The organism is Pseudomonas sp. EU05-FHT14B02 (assembly GCF_058791055.1).
Map to the genome: position 1 here is coordinate 66555 of NZ_JBYTDD010000029.1, position 17632 is coordinate 84186.

The window sequence follows — 17632 nt, forward strand, 5'->3', positions numbered from 1 at the left end:
CAAAGATCTCAGAGCTGCCAAACCTCAGGGTCCACAAAAAACGCCCGGGCATTATCCTCCAGGCTCTCCAGGTGATACCCGCCCTCCTGCACAATCAGGCACGGCAACCCCAGGCTGCGAATCCGCGCACCGAGCACGGCAAACCCCTCGCGGGTCACCGCTACTTTGCTTTGCGGGTCCAGTTCGAAAATATCGAAGCCCAGGGACAGCACCAGCGCCTCGGCACCGAAGTCCTTAACCGCCTTCAGCGCTACTTCCAATTGCCCAAGAAAAACCGCCTCGCTGGCGCCATGGGCCATCGGCAGGTTGAGGTTGAAACCCTCGCCCGCACCGACACCACGCTCTTCGGCAAAACCTGCGACCCCCGGATAGAAGTTGGTCGGATCGCCGTGCACCGACACGTAGAGCACGTCATCGCGGTCGTAGAAAATCTCCTGAATACCCTGACCATGGTGCATGTCGGTATCCAGCACCGCTACCCGCGAAAAACCGGCGCGCAATACCTGCGCCGCCACCGCCGCGTTGTTCACATAACAGAAACCACCCGCCGCTTCGGCCCGGGCGTGGTGACCCGGTGGCCGGCACAGGGCATAGGCTGCCGGCTCGCCATCGAGCAAAGCCCGGGCACCGGCGATGGCGCTTTGCGCCGACCAGTAGGCCGAACGCCAGGTCTGCTCGCCCACCGGGCAACTGCCATCGGCCAGATAGCGCGCCGCTTGCGCGAGAATTCCACGCAGGGCATTGGGTTCGCGCACAAAGATGTTCGACATCACCTCATCGCCCCAATCCTCGGGAATCTCTTTCCAGCGCTGATGGGCTTCCTGCAAAAACCTCAGGTACGGTGCGCCGTGCACCGCCAGCAGCGGGTCGAGCCCGGCATCGGTCGGTTGCTCAACGGCAAAACCCAAGGCGTGAGACGCCTGCACCAGGCGCTGCGCACGCTCCGGCACTTCCTGCGGCGTGCGCATCTGGCCACGGGAGTAGTAGCTGCGTGGGTGGTGAAGCAATTGTTCGGGGTGGAAAAAACTGCGCATGGAATGAATACCTGTCAGTTAACGTAGATTCTGGAATCGAGCACGCCCGCTCCCACATTGACTGCGTTTAGTCAGTTTTTACCGCGCGTGCCAACACGGCATTGAGCAACACATCGGTGCCCTGGCGCACATCCTCGGGCAGCACATCTTCCGCTTCGTTATGGCTCAGGCCACCCACGCACGGGATGAACACCATGGCCGTCGGGCAGTACCGCGCCAGGTGGATCGCATCATGTCCGGCGCCGCTGACAATCGATTGCTGAGCGTAGCCCAGGGCGTCCACGGCCTGTTGCACCGCCGCCACGCAGTCCACGTCGAACGGCGTCGCCGGGCTGATCCAGTGCGGGGTGATCGTCAGTTGCAAGCCGCGATCGTCGGCTATCGCCTGAAGCCGCGCACGGACCTGTTGTTCCATGGCCTCGATGGTTTCATCACGGTGATGTCGCAGGTCGACGGTGAAGTTCACCAGCCCCGGAATGGTGTTGCGCGACGATTTGTTGATGCTCAATTCACCGACCGTGGTCAAGCCTTCGGGAGCGAAGTCCGCCGCCAGGCCTTCGATGGCCTGGATCATCTGCGCCACGCCGTACAAGGCGTCCTTGCGCAGCGGCATAGGCGTGGTGCCGGCGTGGGCCGCCATGCCTTCGACCCGTACATCAAGCCAGCGAATCGCCTGGCCGCCGCTGACGACGCCGATGCTCTTGGCGTTGTCTTCGAGGATCGGCCCTTGCTCGATGTGGGCTTCAAAGTACGCATCCACCGCGCCGCCGAGCGGGCGCTCGCCAGCATAACCGGTACGTTGCAGCGCCTCGGCGACGCTGATCCCATCGATATCGCGCACTGCCAGCGCAGCGTCCAGATCCATGATTCCGGTGAACACCGCCGAGCCGAACATGGCCGGGGTGAAGCGTGCGCCTTCTTCGTTGGTCCACACCGCCACTTCCAGCGGCTTGCGAGTCTGAATGCCCAGATCGTTCAGGCAGCGCACTACTTCCAGGCCGGCGAGCACGCCGTACACGCCATCGAAACGCCCGCCTTCGGGCTGGGTGTCGAGGTGGCTGCCCATCATCACCGGCGCGGCATCAGGATCGGTGCCGGCGCGGCGGGCAAACAGGTTGCCGATGGCATCCACGCTCAGGGTCATGCCGGCTTCGCGGCACCAGTGGGCAAAGAGTTCCCGACCGGCCTTGTCCTCGTCGCTCAGGGCCAGGCGGCAGCTGCCGCCACGGGCGGTGGCGCCGATTTCGGCCATCGCCATCAGACTCGCCCAGAGGCGTTCGCCATTGATCTTCAACATGTGTTTCTCCAGGAAATTCGGGGTCAGGCCTTGGCCAGTTCCAGGCGTTCAGCGCTGGCATGGCGACGGGCAAGGGACAGGACACACAGCAGTGAAGTCGCGGCGATCAGGCTGTAGAACACCGCCATCGGCCACCACTGGCCGACGAACCTGTGTGCCAGCAGCGTACCGATCAGTGGCGTCAGGCCACCGGCCACAGCGCCGCAAATCTGGTACGCCAGAGAGATCGCGGTGTAGCGCACACGGGTCTCGAACATGCCGCTGACGTAGCCGGCGATCACCGCGTAGAACGACGCCATGCACACCACCGCCAACGCAATGCCGAGGATGATCAGCGGCGCCTTGGCCGAACTGACCAGCACGAACATCGGGTACGGCGAAGCCATCGCCAGCAGCGACACCAGGCACAGGAAGCGGGTGGCGCCAATCTTCTCGGCGACCCAGGCCGCCAGCGGTTGGACGCAGAACTGGATGATCGCGACGACAAACAGACACTCAAGGATCAGCGAGCGCGGCAGTTCCAGTTGCTGAGTGGTGTAGGCGATCATGAAGGTGTTGGTGAAATACACCCCGGCGATCCCCAGGGTGTTGGCGCCAATGCACAGCAACAATGGACGCCACGCGGTGCGCAGCACTTCCATGACCGGCGCCTGCTCCTTGCGTTTGTTTTTGCTCGCCAATTCGCGGCTGGCGAGAAACTCCGGCGACTCATTGACCCCCAGGCGAATCGCCAGGCCCACCAGTAGCAACAACGAACTGGCGAGGAACGGCAGGCGCCAGCCCCAGCTCATCAGGTCTTCTTCCGGCAGACGGGTGACGGCGCTGAAGGCCAGCAGCGAAAGGATCAAACCCGCCGGGCTGCCCAGTTGCGCAAACGAGGCGAAGAAATTGCGCCGGCCTTTCGGCGCATGCTCGCCTGCCATCAGCACCGCCCCGCCCCACTCGCCACCCACGGCAATGCCCTGGACGATGCGCAATAGAATCAGCAGCACTGGGGCAGCGGCGCCGATTTGCGCGTAAGTCGGCAGCAAGCCGATGCACACCGTGGCCACGCCCATCATCAACAATGTGATGATCAGCGACTTCTTGCGGCCGATACGGTCACCGATATGACCGAAGACAATCCCGCCCAACGGCCGCGCAAAGAAACCCACGGCGAAGGTGCCGAAAGCGGCCATGGTGCTGAACAGCTTGTCGTCCGAGGGGAAGAACAGCGCACCGAACACCAGCGCGGCGGCGGTGGCGTAGATGTAAAAGTCGTACCACTCGATCATGGTGCCAATGAAGGCAGCGGCGGCCGCACGGCGCGGCTGGGACGAAGCTTGAGGCTTCATGGGTCGGGCTCCTTTGGTTATTTTTCTGGCAGGAGAGAAACGGCAAATCCGCGGCGCTCTGGCGGCGCCGGTCTGGGGATGATTTTTCGTTCCCGGGCCATGATTAGTCAATTTTCTATTTATTATTCTAAGTATTACTTAAGCTTATAATTGAGGGCGACAGTCGAATGCGATGTGCAACGCACAGGCGTTGAGCAGAATGTAAACGGGGGTCTGCAATGTCAGTTACAGGTCGCGGCTCTTCTCGACAGGCAGCAATCGATCAAAAGCGAACCCTTATCGGCCCGGGGTCGCTTGGTACTCTTCAAAATGATGCCGCAACAATGGCATCTCTCGCTAATAGCCAACGTAGACAGGTTCTCGCCCATAAAACCCTTCCGGCCAGCACTATAAGTAGCAAGCTATTTGTTAACGAAAGTCTGAAGTATTCATTTGAACTTTCAGATTCTTTCAGTGCGCGGCCTGTGCCTAACATCGACTCCACAGCGAACCAGCCTCTTGGCAGCCTGGCGCCGTCGAAGTGCATTTGCAGTAAGCCTTGGGATTTTTGAGGATCACCGATGAAGCTGGAAATTTTCCGCACGCTGTGGGGTTACACCGCCAGCAAGGCTCAAGCGCTCGAGGAGTTGCTGCAAGCGGGCTTTGATGGCATGGAAGCGCGCCTGCCACTGGACGCCCGTGAACGGGGCGAGTTCGCCGCCTTTCTCCAGGCCAATCGCCTGGGCTATATCAGTACAGTCTTCACCGCGTATGACGTGCTGCCGGACCAGTCGGCGTCCCCCGCCATTCACCTCAATGACCTCGACCAGAAACTCGCCTGGGCCGCTGAACTCGGCCCACGCTTCGTCAACGTGCTGGCGGGCAATGACCGCTGGTCCTTGCCACAGCAAGTGGAGTTTTTCGGCCAGGCGCTGGATCTGGCGCGCAAACACGGCCAGGTCTGCAGTTTCGAAACCCACCGTTCGCGTTCGCTGTTCAACCCCTGGGTGACCCTGGAGTTGATCCGGCAATTGCCCGATCTGTTGTTCACCAGTGACATCAGCCACTGGGTCGTGACCTGCGAGCGCCTGTTGAATGACCCGGCCGATGACCTGAGCGCTTTCATCGAGCGGGTTCACCATATCCAGGCCCGGGTCGGTTACGACCAGGGCCCGCAGGTTCCGCACCCGGCGGCTCCCGAATATGCAAGGGAACTGGCCTTCCACCAGCAGCACTGGGAAAGCATCTGGCGCTCGCAGCAAGCCCGCCGTTACAAGGTCAGCACCCTGACCCCGGAATTCGGCGCCGACGGCTACCTGCATCATTTGCCCTTCACCAATGTCCCGGTCGCCGACCTGTGGTCGTTGAACGTGTGGATGGGCCAGACCGAGCGCGAACACTTCGACCGTTTCAGCCACTCAAGCCATCCTTAGGGAGCCGATGCGTCATGCCTGACAATAAAAACAACAGCGCCAGCACTGACACACAAAAAGCCAACTTCAACAGCATCCCGGTGGTAAACATCGCCGGTCTGTTCAGCTTTGAGCTGGAACACCGCCTGGCCGTTGCCGAACAATTGGGGCGCGCCGCCAGTGAGGTCGGTTTCCTCTACATCACCGATCACGGTATCGACCCGCAATTGATCGCCAACCTGCGCAAGGCGGCCAAGGACTTTTTCGACCAGCCCTTCGACACCAAGATGCAGCACTACATCGGCACCTCCCAAACCCACAAGGGATTTGTGCCCGAAGGCGAAGAGGTCTATTCCAAGGGCAAGCCGGACCACAAGGAAGCCTTTGACGTCGGCTTCGAAGTCCCGGCCGATGACCCGCTGGTGCTGACCAACACGCCATTGCTGGGACCCAATGACTGGCCGCAGTTGCAAGGTTTCAAGGCGTCGGTGCAGGCCTACTATGAAGCCATCTTCGCCTTGGGCCGGCGCCTGTTCAGCGGCTTCGCCCTGACCTTGGGCCTGGAAGAAAACTATTTCGACGGCCTGGTCACCCGTCCCCCGTCCAAGCTGCGCCTGATCCACTACCCCTTCGACGGCGCAGCCCATGACGCACCGGGTCTTGGAGCCCATACTGATTACGAGTGCTTCACCATCCTTTTGGCCGACAAGCCAGGCCTTGAGGTGATGAACAACCTTGGCCAATGGATCGATGCACCACCGATTGCCGATGCCTTTGTGGTCAACATCGGCGACATGCTGGAAGTGATGACCGCAGGCGCATTCGTAGCCACCGCGCACCGGGTTCGCAGCGTGAAGGAGGAACGTTATTCCTTTCCGCTGTTTTATGCCTGCGACTATCACACCCAGATCAAACCACTGCCCGGGTTCGCACAGGCAGGCAACGACTACGAAGAAATCACCATCGGCGAACACATGTATGGCCAAGCGCTGCAGACCTATCAGTATCTGCGCCAGAGGGTGGCCAACGGGGAAGTTCAACTGCCAGGCAAGGCACGCAAGCCCGCCAGTTTCGGACATTTGAAAAATCAGGCTCAACTGTCCTGATTGAAGTTTTCAGCTAACCCCTACCTACGCCGGAGTCAGTACATCATGAAAAACAATAAGAAAAACCTTTTGAGCCTGGCTGTGTTGGCAGCCGGGATGTTCGGTGCCTCGGTGAGCATGGCCGCGGCAGACACGTTCAAGGTCGGCATGGAGATCACCTACCCTCCCTTTGAGTCCTATGACAAGGACAAAAACGTGGTGGGTTCGGACCCCGAACTGGCAACGGCACTGGCCAAGCACATGAACGCCAAGGTGGAGTTCGTCGACACCAAGTTCCCGAGCCTGATCCTGGGCTTGAACTCCGGCAAGTACGACGCAGTCATTTCCGGCATGTACATCACGCCAGAGCGCCAGACTCAGGCCCAGACCATCGCCTACGCCAACACCGGTGCCGCGGTCATGGTGCCCAAGGGCAGCGAGATCAATGCGAAGAAGCCTGAAGACCTGTGCGGCCTGAAACTGGGCCTGGAACAGGGCACCACCTGGGTCAAGGAATTCAAGAAGCTCTCCGACGACTACTGCGTGCCGAACAACAAAGGCGCCATCACCGTCAGCGAGTACCCTTCGGCCCCCGAAGTGACCCAAGCCTTGTTGTCCAAGAACATTCAGGCCCAGGTTGAAATCGCCGGCGCGGCAAAAATGATCGCGGAAAAGACCAACGGCCGGGTAGTCATCACCACCGAGCATCCGATTTATCAGCAAACCCTGGGCATCTTCGTCAAGAAAGGTAACGACGAAACCTTCCAGGCCGTGCAAAAGGCCTTCGAGGAGAGCAAAAAGAGCGGTGAATACGCCGCAATTCTCCAGAAATATGGCTTGGAAGAACCGACTGCCAATTAAGAACCTGTCCTTGTAGTCTGGTCATCTGCCGCCCCTGCACCGGGGCGGCAGATCGAGGTGCCCCATGCAATTCGATTGGTCATATTTCCTGTCCCTGTTCTCCCTGCCGGACTTCTGGAAGGCCTGCGTAACGGTGGTCCAGCTCAGCGCCCTGGCCTGGTTCATCGGCATGCTGCTGGGTTTTGTCCTGGCCACGGCCAAGCTGTCCCACACGCCCTTGTTGCGCATTCCCGCAGCGATCTACATCTGGTTCTTCCGCAGCATTCCGTTGCTGGTGCTGGTGGTCTTCGTCTACAACTTGCCGCAATTGTTTCCCGGTAGCGGACCGATTCTGTCCAACCCCTTCTACTCAGGCCTGCTGGCCCTGGTGGTCACTGAAGCAGCGTACATGGCGGAAATCCATCGTGGTGGCCTGATCTCCGTGGCCAAAGGCCAGAAGGAAGCCGGGCGGGCGCTGGGTGTCGGCCTGTTCGGCATGCAACGCTTGATCGTGATCCCCCAGGCTTTCCGCATTTCGCTGCCCACGCTGATCAATGAATACATCACGGTGGTCAAGCTGACATCGCTGGTCTCGGTCATCTCCCTGACCGAAATCCTCACGGTCGGCCAACGCCTCTATGCCACCAACTTTCTGGTCATGGAAACCCTGGCGGCAGTAGGCGTCTATTACGTGTTGATCGTCACCGTGTTCGGTTTTTTCCTGCAGCGCCTTGAGCGCTACCTGGATCTGAACTTCCGCAAGCCTCACACACTCGACGCGGCCGCCATAGCCAACTTCAGGGCCAGCGCCGAAGCATTGCCCGACACTGCGCGCAAAGCGGCAGGCAACAATGCGACGCCCATCCTGCAACTGAAGAACATCCAGAAAAGCTATGGCACCCACAAGGTACTGATGGGCATCGACCTGAATGTCGAATACGGCCAGGTGGTCTCGATCATCGGGCCATCCGGCTCCGGCAAGACGTCGCTGATCCGCACCGTCAACGGCCTGGAAACCATCGATACCGGCGATATTCTGTTGTTCGGCGAAAAATTCATCGAAGCGTCGGACAAACCCAACAGCACCCGCCTGCGCAAAGGCGTGCGGCACATCGGCATGGTGTTCCAGAACTTCAACCTGTTCCCGCACCGCACCATTCTCGACAACGTCACCCTGGCGCCCCGTTACCATGGCCAGCCGGGCGAGCTGAGTGAACATCGTGCCTATGCGCTACTGGACAAGGTCGGCCTGCTGGCCCATGCCCACAAGTACCCGCACCAGCTCTCCGGTGGGCAGCAACAGCGTGTGGCGATCGCTCGAGCCCTGGCGATGGAACCGCAGATCATGCTGTTCGACGAGCCGACCTCGGCCCTCGACCCGGAACTGGTCAACGACGTGCTGAACGTGATCCGCGACCTGGCCAAAGAGGGCATGACCATGCTGATCGTGACCCACGAAATGGACTTTGCCATGTCGATATCCGACCGGGTCGTATTCATGGAGAACGGTAATATCCAACTGGATGCCGCACCTGAAACCATACGATGCGATGCCGAAGGAGAACGAGTGCGGCGCTTCATGGGCATCAGTGCTCGATCGCCAAGCCGGTCTGCAACGGTGGATCATGCATGAATAGGCAACCACTTTCTTTGAGCATTCTTATTTCAGGAAAACGCACATGAATCTGGGAATAGCAGGACGCTGGGCGCTGGTATGCGCCGCCAGCAAAGGTCTGGGCAAAGCCTGCGCACAGGCACTCGTCCATGAAGGCGTGAACGTGGTGATCACCGCACGCGGCGAGCACACGCTCAATGAAACAGCCCGTGAGCTCAGAGCGCTAAATCCTGAAGTAACGGTCATCGCCGTAGCCGGAGACATTTCGACGGCCGAGGGTCGGGCGGCAGCGCTCATGGCCCACGAGCATTTCGATATCTTGATCAACAACGCTGGAGGCCCTCCCCCCGGGGATTTTCGCGAATGGAATCGCGACGCCTGGCTCAAGGCGCTGGATGCCAACATGCTGACGCCTATCGAGTTGATCAAGGCCACGGTAGACGGTATGGCGACACGTGGATTTGGTCGAATCATCAACATCACGTCGAGTGCCGTGAAGTCCCCTATCGAAAGCCTGGGCCTGTCCAACGGCGCGCGCAGTGGCCTGACGGGCTTTATCGCAGGGCTTGCCCGGCAAGAAAACATCGCCAGTCGCAATGTGACGATCAACAACCTGCAACCAGGCTCATTCGACACCGATCGACTGCGTGACAACCTGGTCGCTGCTGCCCAGGAATCGGGGCAGGACAGCGAGGAATTCCTTGGCCAATGCCGTAGCGAAATTCCTGCCAAACGCTTCGGCTCACCCGAAGAGTTCGGTGCGCTGTGTGCCTTCGTTTGCAGCAACCATGCGGGCTACCTGACCGGGCAGAACCTGTTGATCGATGGAGGGGCCGTTCGCTCCAGCCAATAATGGGCAAGGGCTATGCAGGTGTACCCGGGCAATCAGGCTTGAGTTCGCGGCCTCGCCCGGGTGAGCGTTGCTAATCAGGGTTTACGCGCAATGATCACCTGACTTTTCGCCACCACGGCATCCAGCGCCTGCTTGATCTGTGCGCCCCGTGGCGAAGCCAGGATCGCCTGCCAGGTATCCGCCCAGTGGTTGAGCAACGGATGGTCCGGGTTGCTGAAATCGACCTTGGCTTCCCAGAACAACAGCATCCACATCGACCAGTAGAACCCGTACTGGCTGTGGCTGATCACTTCCAGGCCGGCATCGCTGACCATGGCCTTGAACTGCTCTTCGCTGATGATGCGAATGTGGTTGGGCTTCTGGAAATACTCGGCCGCCGCGATATCTTTCTGCAAGTCTTCGGAGCTGGGATGCGGGACGCTCAGCAGGTACAGCGCGCCCGGTTTGCCGACGCGCACCAGTTCAGCGAGGAACTGCGCCGGATCGTCCACGTGTTCGATGACCTCGGTCGACACCACCCGCGTGGCGGTCGCATCGGCAATCGGCAGCGGGTTGCAGTCGGTGACATGGCATTCGACGTCGCGGGCCGGTGTATCGCTCAGGCGCAGGCGGGTCGCTTCAACCTTGGCCGCGTCGATATCGGCGATGATGATCTTCGCCCCGCGCATCCCGCAGAAATGCACGTTGCCACCGTCGCCGCAACCAACATCCAGCAGCGTGTCCTCGGGGGTCACCGGGAATCCGGTGAACAGTTCGCCGGTCTGCTGATTGAACCAGCCACTGAGCATCGCATCGTGCAAGCCGAGCATGTAAGGGTCGACTTTCTCCGCCACTGGCGCCGCGGGCGGTGTCTCTGGCTGCACAGGCGCGGGCGTGCCCGCCGTGAGTTTCTTCAAAAGGCTCAGCATGAGGTGGCTCCAGAGGATGTGACGGCTGTTCGGGAAGTGCCCAGGCGTTTGACCAGCGAGGCGCCGCGGTTGCGCATGGGCATTTCGATGATGCGATAGTTGAGTTCGCTCAGCAGCACGATCAGGCCGCCAGCCATCAGCAACATCAAGATCGGATGGCCAGCCGGACTGGGCAGCCCGGCAGCCTGCAAACGGAAAATGAACTCACGAACCAGCAAGTAGGCCGGGATATGGATCAAGTAAATCCCATAGGAACGGCTGCCGACCCACGTCATCAGGTTTTTGAACACGCCGCGCGGCAACAGGTAATCGCGGTTGTAAGAAGCGATCCAGACCAGCAGCGCGCACAGCACCGCAATCACGCCGATCCGGTAAGAGGTGAAGGTGAAACGATCCGTTGCCATGAAGCTGAGCAGCAACGACAGCGCGATCAATGCGGCAACGCCCGCCCATGGACGACGCAAGAATTTTGGCTCCCAGCGCAGGTACGACGGTTGTGTACTCCAAATCGCCAACAGCACGCCAAGGGCCAGCGCATCGGTGCGCACTACCATCAGGATCGGCGTGCGCAAGGTGAACAATTGCACCGCAACCAGCGCCAGCAACGCCCACACCAGGTACTTGCGAAACAGCACGATCATCAGCGGAAACAGCAGGTAGAACTGCTCTTCCAGCGACAGGCTCCAGTACACGAAACTGGTGCCGTACTCGTAGTGATAAAAACTGTCGGCAAAGCGGAAATTGGCGTATTGGGCGATGCCGGCCAGGGTCGCTTGAATGTTCGCGTGCAGGGTGCCGAACGCGCCGGAGCGGTTCAGAAAAAGGCACGCCAGCAACATCAGCGCCAGCCATAACCAGGCTGAAGGGAGCAATCGAAAGGCCCGTCTCAACCAGAAATTACGCGTCTGTTGCCAATATTCCTGACGCGTTGTACAACGGCGCAAGGCCGGGATCAGGCTGCGGGCAATGACGAAGCCCGAGATCGCGAAAAACAGATCCACGCCCCACCACGGCTGACTGTACAACGTGATGGCTTGCAACAACGGCACGGCCGCCGCGAACAGGCTGTCCTGCAGGTGATGAAACAGCACCCCGAGCACCGCAATGCCACGCAACAACTCGATGTCCATGATTCGTTTTTCGTTGCTCATGCGCCCTCCTGGACTTGAGGTTTGCGAGCAATGATCACCTGGCTCTTGGGCATGAACTGATCCAGCATCTGCTTGATCGCCAACCCGTCTGGTTGGGCCAGCAAGTCCTGCCAGGTTTTCGCCCAGCTCTCCATCAGCGGCGGATACGGCGCCTGAATCCGGTCGCGAACCGCGCCACCCAATTCACGCCCGGCAGCCCGCTCGCTGGCCCAGAAAAAAATCATGCCCATGACCCAGAAAAAACCGGACGCCTGGCGATGCTCGATGACCAGGCCCGCGTCTTCCACCAGCGCGGCGAATCGCTCGGGGCTGAAAATCTGTACGTGATTGGGCGATTGGAAATAGCTGGCCGGAGCGATGCCCTTCTGCAAATGTTCGCCCACCGGGGACGGCACGCTCAGCAGATACAGCGCGCCGGGGCGGCCCATGCGCACCAGTTCGGCCATGAAGGGTTCTGGCTGATCGATGTGTTCCAGTACTTCCATGCACACGACTTTGCTGGCGCAGCCCTCGGCCAACGGCAGCGGCAAACTGTTGCTGACCAACCCCAGGCTCGGCTTGTCTGATTGCGCCGCCACTTGCCGGGCAAGTTCGCGGACCTTGTCGTGTTCACTGTCGGTGAAAATCACCGAAGCGCCCTGGCGGACCGCGAACAAAGTCGCCACGCCTTCACCGCAGCCGACATCCAGCAAGGTGTCGTCGGCGGTGATGGCAAACCCTTTGAGCAATTCACCGCTGTCACCGAGAAACCAGCCGTCGAGCAGGGCATCGTACAAACCGATGTCCCTGGGCGAGACCCGCGTTTCTGCTGGGGCGACCGCTACCGGTGCGGGCCGCAACTTCGCAAGCAGGCGCCGAATCATGTGCCCGACGCTTGTGCGCAGTTTGCTTCACGCCGTTGCCGCAACTGCTCGAACACGGCCTTCAGGCGCTGTTCGGCAACGGCCTGGCTGCAAAACCCCTGCAGGCTGCCCACGGCATGGGCCGACATTCGCTGATAGCGCTCGACGTCCTGCCTGGCGACGTCATGGCTGGCGGAAAATGCCGTACACAGTGAGTCCCAATCCGTGACGTAACGCAGGGTACGATACGCTGCGCGAGGATCGTGGGGCCAGGATGTCAGTTCGTCGGTGCCTTCGACGATAAACGCGTTGTCACGGTCGATGTAGTCGGCCATGGCGGTGTTCAGCGGCGCAATGGCCGGCTTGCCGCAGGACATGAACTCCATCAACGGCAGGCATTGCCCTTCGCCGTAGGAGCAGTTGACGACGTAACTGGTGGCCTCGACCAGGCGCTCGTAGTCGATGTCGGACAGAAAGCCGTCGATCAACACGATGCGGCACTGGTAGGACTGATTCTTGTAGACGTGGTGCAGCATGTCGTTCAAAGCGTTGGCGATGTCATGGTGCGTGAGCTTGAGCACCAAGGTCGCGTCGGGCATGTCGCGAAAGGCCGTGCAGAACGCACTGATCATGTCCTTCCAGTTCTTGCGTCCGTCATAGGGATTGAACACCGAGGTGTAGACCACGCCCTCGAGCACCAGCTCGCAATCGCGCGGCGGTTGGTCGAAGGCGACCGGCGTGCCTTCGCGCAAACGTTCGGGGCCGTAGGGGCGCAAGTCCGTGGTGCGACTGTCGATCAACAGCCCACGCAGGTTCAGACGTGTGGGCCCCACAACCGGACGCTTGTCCAGAAGCTCGCCACGGGCGGCAAAACGGTCCCAGACAGGTGCTGCGATAGCACTGATCGGGTAATTGGGGCCCATCACATCGCGTACGGCATTCACAGTAAAACTGGAGTGAGTGATCGCCGTCCCGCAGGAGCCCAACACCGTCCGCCAGTCATGCCGTGGTTCGCCCTGCCAGCTCTCGGTGGGAATGGTGCTGAACTCCCAGGCGAACACCGGAATCGTCGGGCACGCGTAGTGGACCGGTGTGCGATGCGGCGGGGAAAAGGACAGGAACACGCAGTCTTCGCCCCGGCTCAGGCAATCGAAATACAGCCGATCGACCAACTCGTCCGGGTTGCTGACCTCGATCACCTGCCCCAGCCGTTCGAGCACCGGGCGGAATTCCTTGAGGACGAAGTAATAGCTGTACTCGGGCCGCCCAAGATTCTGCTGGATGTTGCTCTTGTTGGTTTCCGAATGAATGATGATCAGCACGATGCAGCCCCCCTTTCGGCAACCACCGGCACGACGTCCCGGGCAGGTTCCTGTTTGAAGAACAGCGCCAGCCGCTGCTGCACCGGCGCGAAGCTGCAGTACTGGCGCATGCGTTCGCTGGCCGCGTCCGCCATGGCTTGCCAGGCGTCCGGCTGATTCTTTGCCATCGCGTAGCTGTTCTCATAAGCCGTTTTCAACGACCCCCAGTCCGGACGGTGGCGCAATGTGCGGTACAGGATGCGCGCGTCTTCCGGCCAGATCGTCGGCTCCTGGCTGGACTTGACGACGAAAGCCACACGCTCGTCGATATAGTCGCGCATCGCCGTGTGGTTCGGGGCGATGACAGGCCGGGCGCAGGACATGAACTCCATCAGCGGCAGGCACAAGCCTTCGCAACGTGAAGCGTTGACGTAGTAGCTCGCCGCGCCATAAAGACGGGCGAACTGCTCGTCCTGCAGATAACCGTGCATGACCACCACGCGACAGGCGAAGGGCGAGAGCTGGGACAGCAAGGTCATGAGCTCGACGTAATAGGTCGACAGGTCGTTCTGGGTCATCTTCAACACGAGCGTGGCGTCTTGCACATCACGCAGCGCCCAGCAGAACGCCGTGATCAGGTGATGCCAGTTCTTGCGCCCGTCATCGGGATTGAACACGCTCACGTAGATGACGCCATCGACCTCGATTTCCACCGTTTGACTGGTGTCGGGGAAAGCCGCTTGTGGATGCTCGTCCTGCGCGCAAGTCGCGCTGATGACGGGTTCATCCGGCGCGGGAGCTTCGCTGACCGCAGGTTCGATCGGCAACGGTTGAGGCGTGCGAAACCTGGCCAGCCACGGCCGAACGGCATCCGGCACCAGATCGCGAACAGCTTCGCGATACCACAACAGCAGGTAGTGTTTAAGCAGGAACAGCGACGAGTGCTCGCTGTCTGCCGACAGGGCTCGACAGGCTTCGCGCAGGTAATGTTTGGTGATGAAAAGGCGCCGCCGCAGGGTCAACGGTGGCGGTGGCGCTGATTCAGGTTCTGGTTCCGGCTCTGGTTCCTGCTCGACGATTTCCTCTGGTGCTTGCTCGATGATCGGCGCGATCAAACCATCGGCGGACAACCCCATCGATCGGCTGTCCAGGATGCAACCCTTGATCTGCAGCGTGGCACCCGCGTTCACCGGCGTACCGGGATATTGCTGGCGGATGCCGGCGAAGCGTTCCCACAAAGGCGTCGGCAGCACCAGCACCGGGAAGTCGTCGCCCAGGGTCCGGCGGATGGCTTCGGCGGTGTGGGTGGACAAGGTGATCACTCGCCCCAGGCGCGCCAGTGTCTGGCTCCAGTCTTGACGCGGATCGTTGTCCCAGTGCTCGGCGGGAATGCTGTCGAACTCCCAGGCAACCACGCACACCATAGGGCATTGCAAGTCGGTGGGGGTCTTGTGCGGTGGCGCGAACGAAATAAACAGGCAGTCCTGACCGGCCTGCTGCAACTGCCAATACAGCGGGTCGACCTCGGCGGCCGATGACACCACATGCACCGTCCCGAGGCTTTCGAACAACGGTCGGTACGCCTTGAGCACGAAGTAGTAACTGTATTCTGGACGGCCGAGACTCTGGCTGATGGAGCTGTCGTTGACGTCGGAGTAAAGAATAAAATTCATGGCATCCCACGGTGACGCCGCCATCCCGGCAGCCTCACGCTATGACGGGGAGGATACGGTTCGAGTCCGTGTTTACTGGCGCTCGTCCATCGTCTTCCTGCCCGTCTTCGTTCTTGTTTTAGTGGTCAGTTTCTCGCAGTTTCGAAGCGACGCTGCCGAACCCCGGGTAATCGTGACGAGGGGCATTCTAACCACATCCGTTGAGGATTCGTGAACCGCCCGACGAGAATAAATCGGGTTACTCTGACGAGAACTGACCAGTCACGGTTGGACCTGTTGAAATTGCCGAGCAAATGGCACAGATTGGCTACCAAACAACTACAACAAACATTTCACCTGTCTTTCGAACCATCCTGTTGGTTCGTTGATTTTTCCGTAAAGCCTGTGGGAATTGGGTGAAATGCATGACCGGGGGGTCGCTGTTGAAAAAACGTCTGTTTGTCACGGGTCTGACTGGATTCGTAGGACAACACATCCAATCGCGTTTGCAGGCTGACGCCTCGGAATGGGAGCTGTTGCCTGTTCCCGGCCGCTACGATCTTGCCGCGCCGGACAGCCTCGAAGGCTTGTGGCCGGTCATGCCCGATGCGGTGATCCACCTGGCCGGCCAGACGTTCGTGCCGGAGGCTTTTCGTGATCCGGCCGGTACCCTGAATATCAATCTGCTGGGCACCCTGAACCTGCTGCAAGCCCTGAAGGCGCGCGGCTTCAGCGGCACATTTCTGTACGTCAGCTCCGGCGATGTCTATGGCCAGGTCTCTGAAGAGCATCTGCCCATCACTGAATTGCAACTACCCTGCCCGCGCAATCCCTATGCCGTGAGCAAACTGTCGGCCGAGTTCCTGAGCTTGCAATGGGGCCTGAGCGAAGACTGGCCCGTACTGGTCGCCCGCCCGTTCAACCACATCGGTACCGGGCAGAAAGACAGCTTCGTCATCGCCAGCGCCGCCCGTCAGATCTGCCGGATCAAGCAAGGCCTGCAAGGGCCACAACTGGAGGTCGGGGACATCGACGTCACGCGCGATTTCCTCGATGTCGGGGACGTGGTTTCGGCCTACCTGGCCTTGCTGGAAAAAGGCACACCGGGGCAGGTCTACAACATTTGCTCGGGGCGCGAGCAGAGCATTCGCAGTTTGATCGAACAGCTGGCAGATCTTGCCCAGGTCGACCTGCAATTGGTCCAGGACCCTGCGCGACTTCGCCGCGCGGATCAGCGACGTGTGTGTGGCAGCCCTGCCAGGCTGACCCAAACCACCGAATGGAAGCCTGAAATCACAACACAACAATCCCTGCGGGCGATCCTGTCCGACTGGGAGAAGCGAGTACGACAAGAATGACTAAAAGTGCATTGATCACAGGTATCACCGGCCAGGATGGCGCTTATCTGGCGAAACTGTTGCTCGACAAGGGCTACAAAGTCCACGGCCTGGTGGCGCGTCGCAGCAGCGACTCGCGCTGGCGCCTGCGCGAGATGGGGGTCGAGGCGGACATCGTCTACCTGGACGGCGATATGGCCGATGCCTGTTCAGTGCAGCGCGCGGTGATCAAATCGGCGCCGGACGAGATCTACAACCTTGCCGCACAAAGCTTTGTCGCGGCTTCCTGGGATCAACCGGTGACCACCGGCATCGTCGACGGCCTGGGCGTTACCCACCTGCTCGAAGCGATCCGTCAGTTCAGCCCGCACACGCGTTTCTACCAGGCGTCCACCAGCGAAATGTTCGGCCTGATCCAGGCCGAGCAGCAGGACGAGAACACCCCTTTCTATCCGCGCAGCCCTTATGGCGTGGCCAAGCTATACGGCCACTGGATCACCGTGAACTACCGCGAAAGCTTCAACCTGCACGCCAGCAGCGGCATTCTGTTCAACCATGAATCACCGCTGCGCGGCATCGAGTTCGTGACGCGCAAAGTCACCGACGCCGCCGCCCGCATCAAGCAGGGCAAGCAGCAGGAACTGTGCCTGGGCAACATCGATGCCAAGCGCGACTGGGGCTTTGCCGGGGACTACGTCGAAGCCATGTGGCTGATGCTGCAACAGGACAAGCCCGATGACTTCGTAGTGGCCACCGGCGTCACCACCACCGTGCGCGAGATGTGCCGGATAGCCTTCGATCACGTTGGCCTGAACTACCGCGATTTCGTGAAGATCGACCCGGCGTTCTTCCGCCCGGCCGAAGTCGAAGTGCTGCTCGGCAACCCGGCCAAGGCCCAGCGTGTGCTGGGCTGGAAACCAAAAACCGACCTGGATACCTTGATCCGCATGATGATGGATGCGGACATGAAACGCGTCGCCAAGGAGTAGGCC

The 17632-nt window shown here is 60.3% G+C and carries 15 protein-coding genes; 7 read left to right on the forward strand and 8 right to left on the reverse strand.

Going from position 1 to position 17632, the window contains the following annotated elements; translation table 11 throughout:
• Nucleotides 1-8: 8 nt before the first annotated feature.
• From AC3WTM_RS23325 to AC3WTM_RS23335, 3 genes are all read right to left on the reverse strand, one after another.
• Nucleotides 9-1034 (reverse strand): histone deacetylase family protein, encoded by a 1026-nt coding sequence (locus tag AC3WTM_RS23325; RefSeq protein ID WP_102671063.1) that lies wholly within the window; start codon nt 1032-1034, stop codon nt 9-11.
• A 67-nt stretch (nt 1035-1101) separates the two neighbouring features.
• On the reverse strand, nt 1102-2331 hold the full coding sequence (locus tag AC3WTM_RS23330) for a Zn-dependent hydrolase (protein ID WP_102671062.1): 1230 nt from the start codon (nt 2329-2331) through the stop codon (nt 1102-1104).
• Between the two features lie 23 nt (nt 2332-2354).
• A complete protein-coding gene (locus AC3WTM_RS23335; RefSeq protein ID WP_102671061.1) occupies nt 2355-3665 on the reverse strand; it encodes an MFS transporter in 1311 nt (436 codons plus the stop codon).
• A gap of 560 nt (nt 3666-4225) precedes the next feature.
• On the opposite strand from AC3WTM_RS23335, the gene AC3WTM_RS23340 reads away from it, so the two are divergent.
• The 5 genes from AC3WTM_RS23340 to AC3WTM_RS23360 all read left to right on the forward strand — a co-directional run bounded on the left by AC3WTM_RS23340 (nt 4226) and on the right by AC3WTM_RS23360 (nt 9449).
• A complete protein-coding gene (locus AC3WTM_RS23340; RefSeq protein WP_102671060.1) occupies nt 4226-5077 on the forward strand; it encodes a sugar phosphate isomerase/epimerase family protein in 852 nt (283 codons plus the stop codon).
• Between the two features lie 14 nt (nt 5078-5091).
• A complete protein-coding gene (locus AC3WTM_RS23345; RefSeq protein WP_102671059.1) occupies nt 5092-6162 on the forward strand; it encodes an isopenicillin N synthase family dioxygenase in 1071 nt (356 codons plus the stop codon).
• Nucleotides 6163-6207: 45 nt separating this feature from the next.
• Nucleotides 6208-7002, forward strand: a complete 795-nt coding sequence (locus AC3WTM_RS23350) for an ABC transporter substrate-binding protein (RefSeq protein ID WP_102671058.1) — start codon at nt 6208-6210, stop codon at nt 7000-7002.
• 64 nt (nt 7003-7066) lie between these two features.
• Nucleotides 7067-8614: an amino acid ABC transporter permease/ATP-binding protein gene (locus AC3WTM_RS23355; RefSeq protein ID WP_102671057.1), complete on the forward strand. Its 1548-nt coding sequence runs from the start codon at nt 7067-7069 to the stop codon at nt 8612-8614.
• Between the two features lie 46 nt (nt 8615-8660).
• Nucleotides 8661-9449 (forward strand): SDR family oxidoreductase, encoded by a 789-nt coding sequence (locus AC3WTM_RS23360; protein WP_102671056.1) that lies wholly within the window; start codon nt 8661-8663, stop codon nt 9447-9449.
• Nucleotides 9450-9523: 74 nt separating this feature from the next.
• On the opposite strand, the gene AC3WTM_RS23365 is transcribed toward AC3WTM_RS23360, so the two are convergent.
• Genes AC3WTM_RS23365 through AC3WTM_RS23385 form a run of 5 tightly spaced genes read right to left on the reverse strand, consistent with a single transcriptional unit; the run spans nt 9524 to nt 15324 of the window.
• Nucleotides 9524-10357, reverse strand: a complete 834-nt coding sequence (locus tag AC3WTM_RS23365; protein ID WP_102671055.1) for a class I SAM-dependent methyltransferase — start codon at nt 10355-10357, stop codon at nt 9524-9526.
• The gene (locus tag AC3WTM_RS23370) at nt 10351-11508 is read right to left on the reverse strand and encodes an acyltransferase family protein (RefSeq protein ID WP_102671054.1); all 1158 of its coding nucleotides are present in this window, start codon (nt 11506-11508) and stop codon (nt 10351-10353) included. The genes AC3WTM_RS23365 and AC3WTM_RS23370 overlap by 7 nt, the downstream gene beginning before the upstream one ends.
• Complete coding sequence (locus AC3WTM_RS23375) at nt 11505-12371, reverse strand: class I SAM-dependent methyltransferase (RefSeq protein WP_102671053.1); 867 nt, start codon at nt 12369-12371, stop codon at nt 11505-11507. Before AC3WTM_RS23375 ends, AC3WTM_RS23370 begins: the two co-directional genes overlap by 4 nt.
• Entirely contained in the window at nt 12368-13672 is a 1305-nt protein-coding gene (locus AC3WTM_RS23380; RefSeq protein ID WP_102671052.1) for a glycosyltransferase, read from the reverse strand. The genes AC3WTM_RS23375 and AC3WTM_RS23380 overlap by 4 nt, the downstream gene beginning before the upstream one ends.
• Nucleotides 13666-15324, reverse strand: coding sequence for a glycosyltransferase (locus AC3WTM_RS23385; protein ID WP_102671051.1), 1659 nt, complete (start codon nt 15322-15324; stop codon nt 13666-13668). Before AC3WTM_RS23385 ends, AC3WTM_RS23380 begins: the two co-directional genes overlap by 7 nt.
• A gap of 422 nt (nt 15325-15746) precedes the next feature.
• On the opposite strand from AC3WTM_RS23385, the gene AC3WTM_RS23390 reads away from it, so the two are divergent.
• Nucleotides 15747-16661, forward strand: coding sequence for a GDP-mannose 4,6-dehydratase (locus AC3WTM_RS23390; protein ID WP_102671098.1), 915 nt, complete (start codon nt 15747-15749; stop codon nt 16659-16661).
• Entirely contained in the window at nt 16658-17629 is a 972-nt protein-coding gene (gene gmd, locus AC3WTM_RS23395; protein WP_057713902.1) for a GDP-mannose 4,6-dehydratase, read from the forward strand. The genes AC3WTM_RS23390 and gmd overlap by 4 nt, the downstream gene beginning before the upstream one ends.
• Nucleotides 17630-17632: the final 3 nt, after the last annotated feature.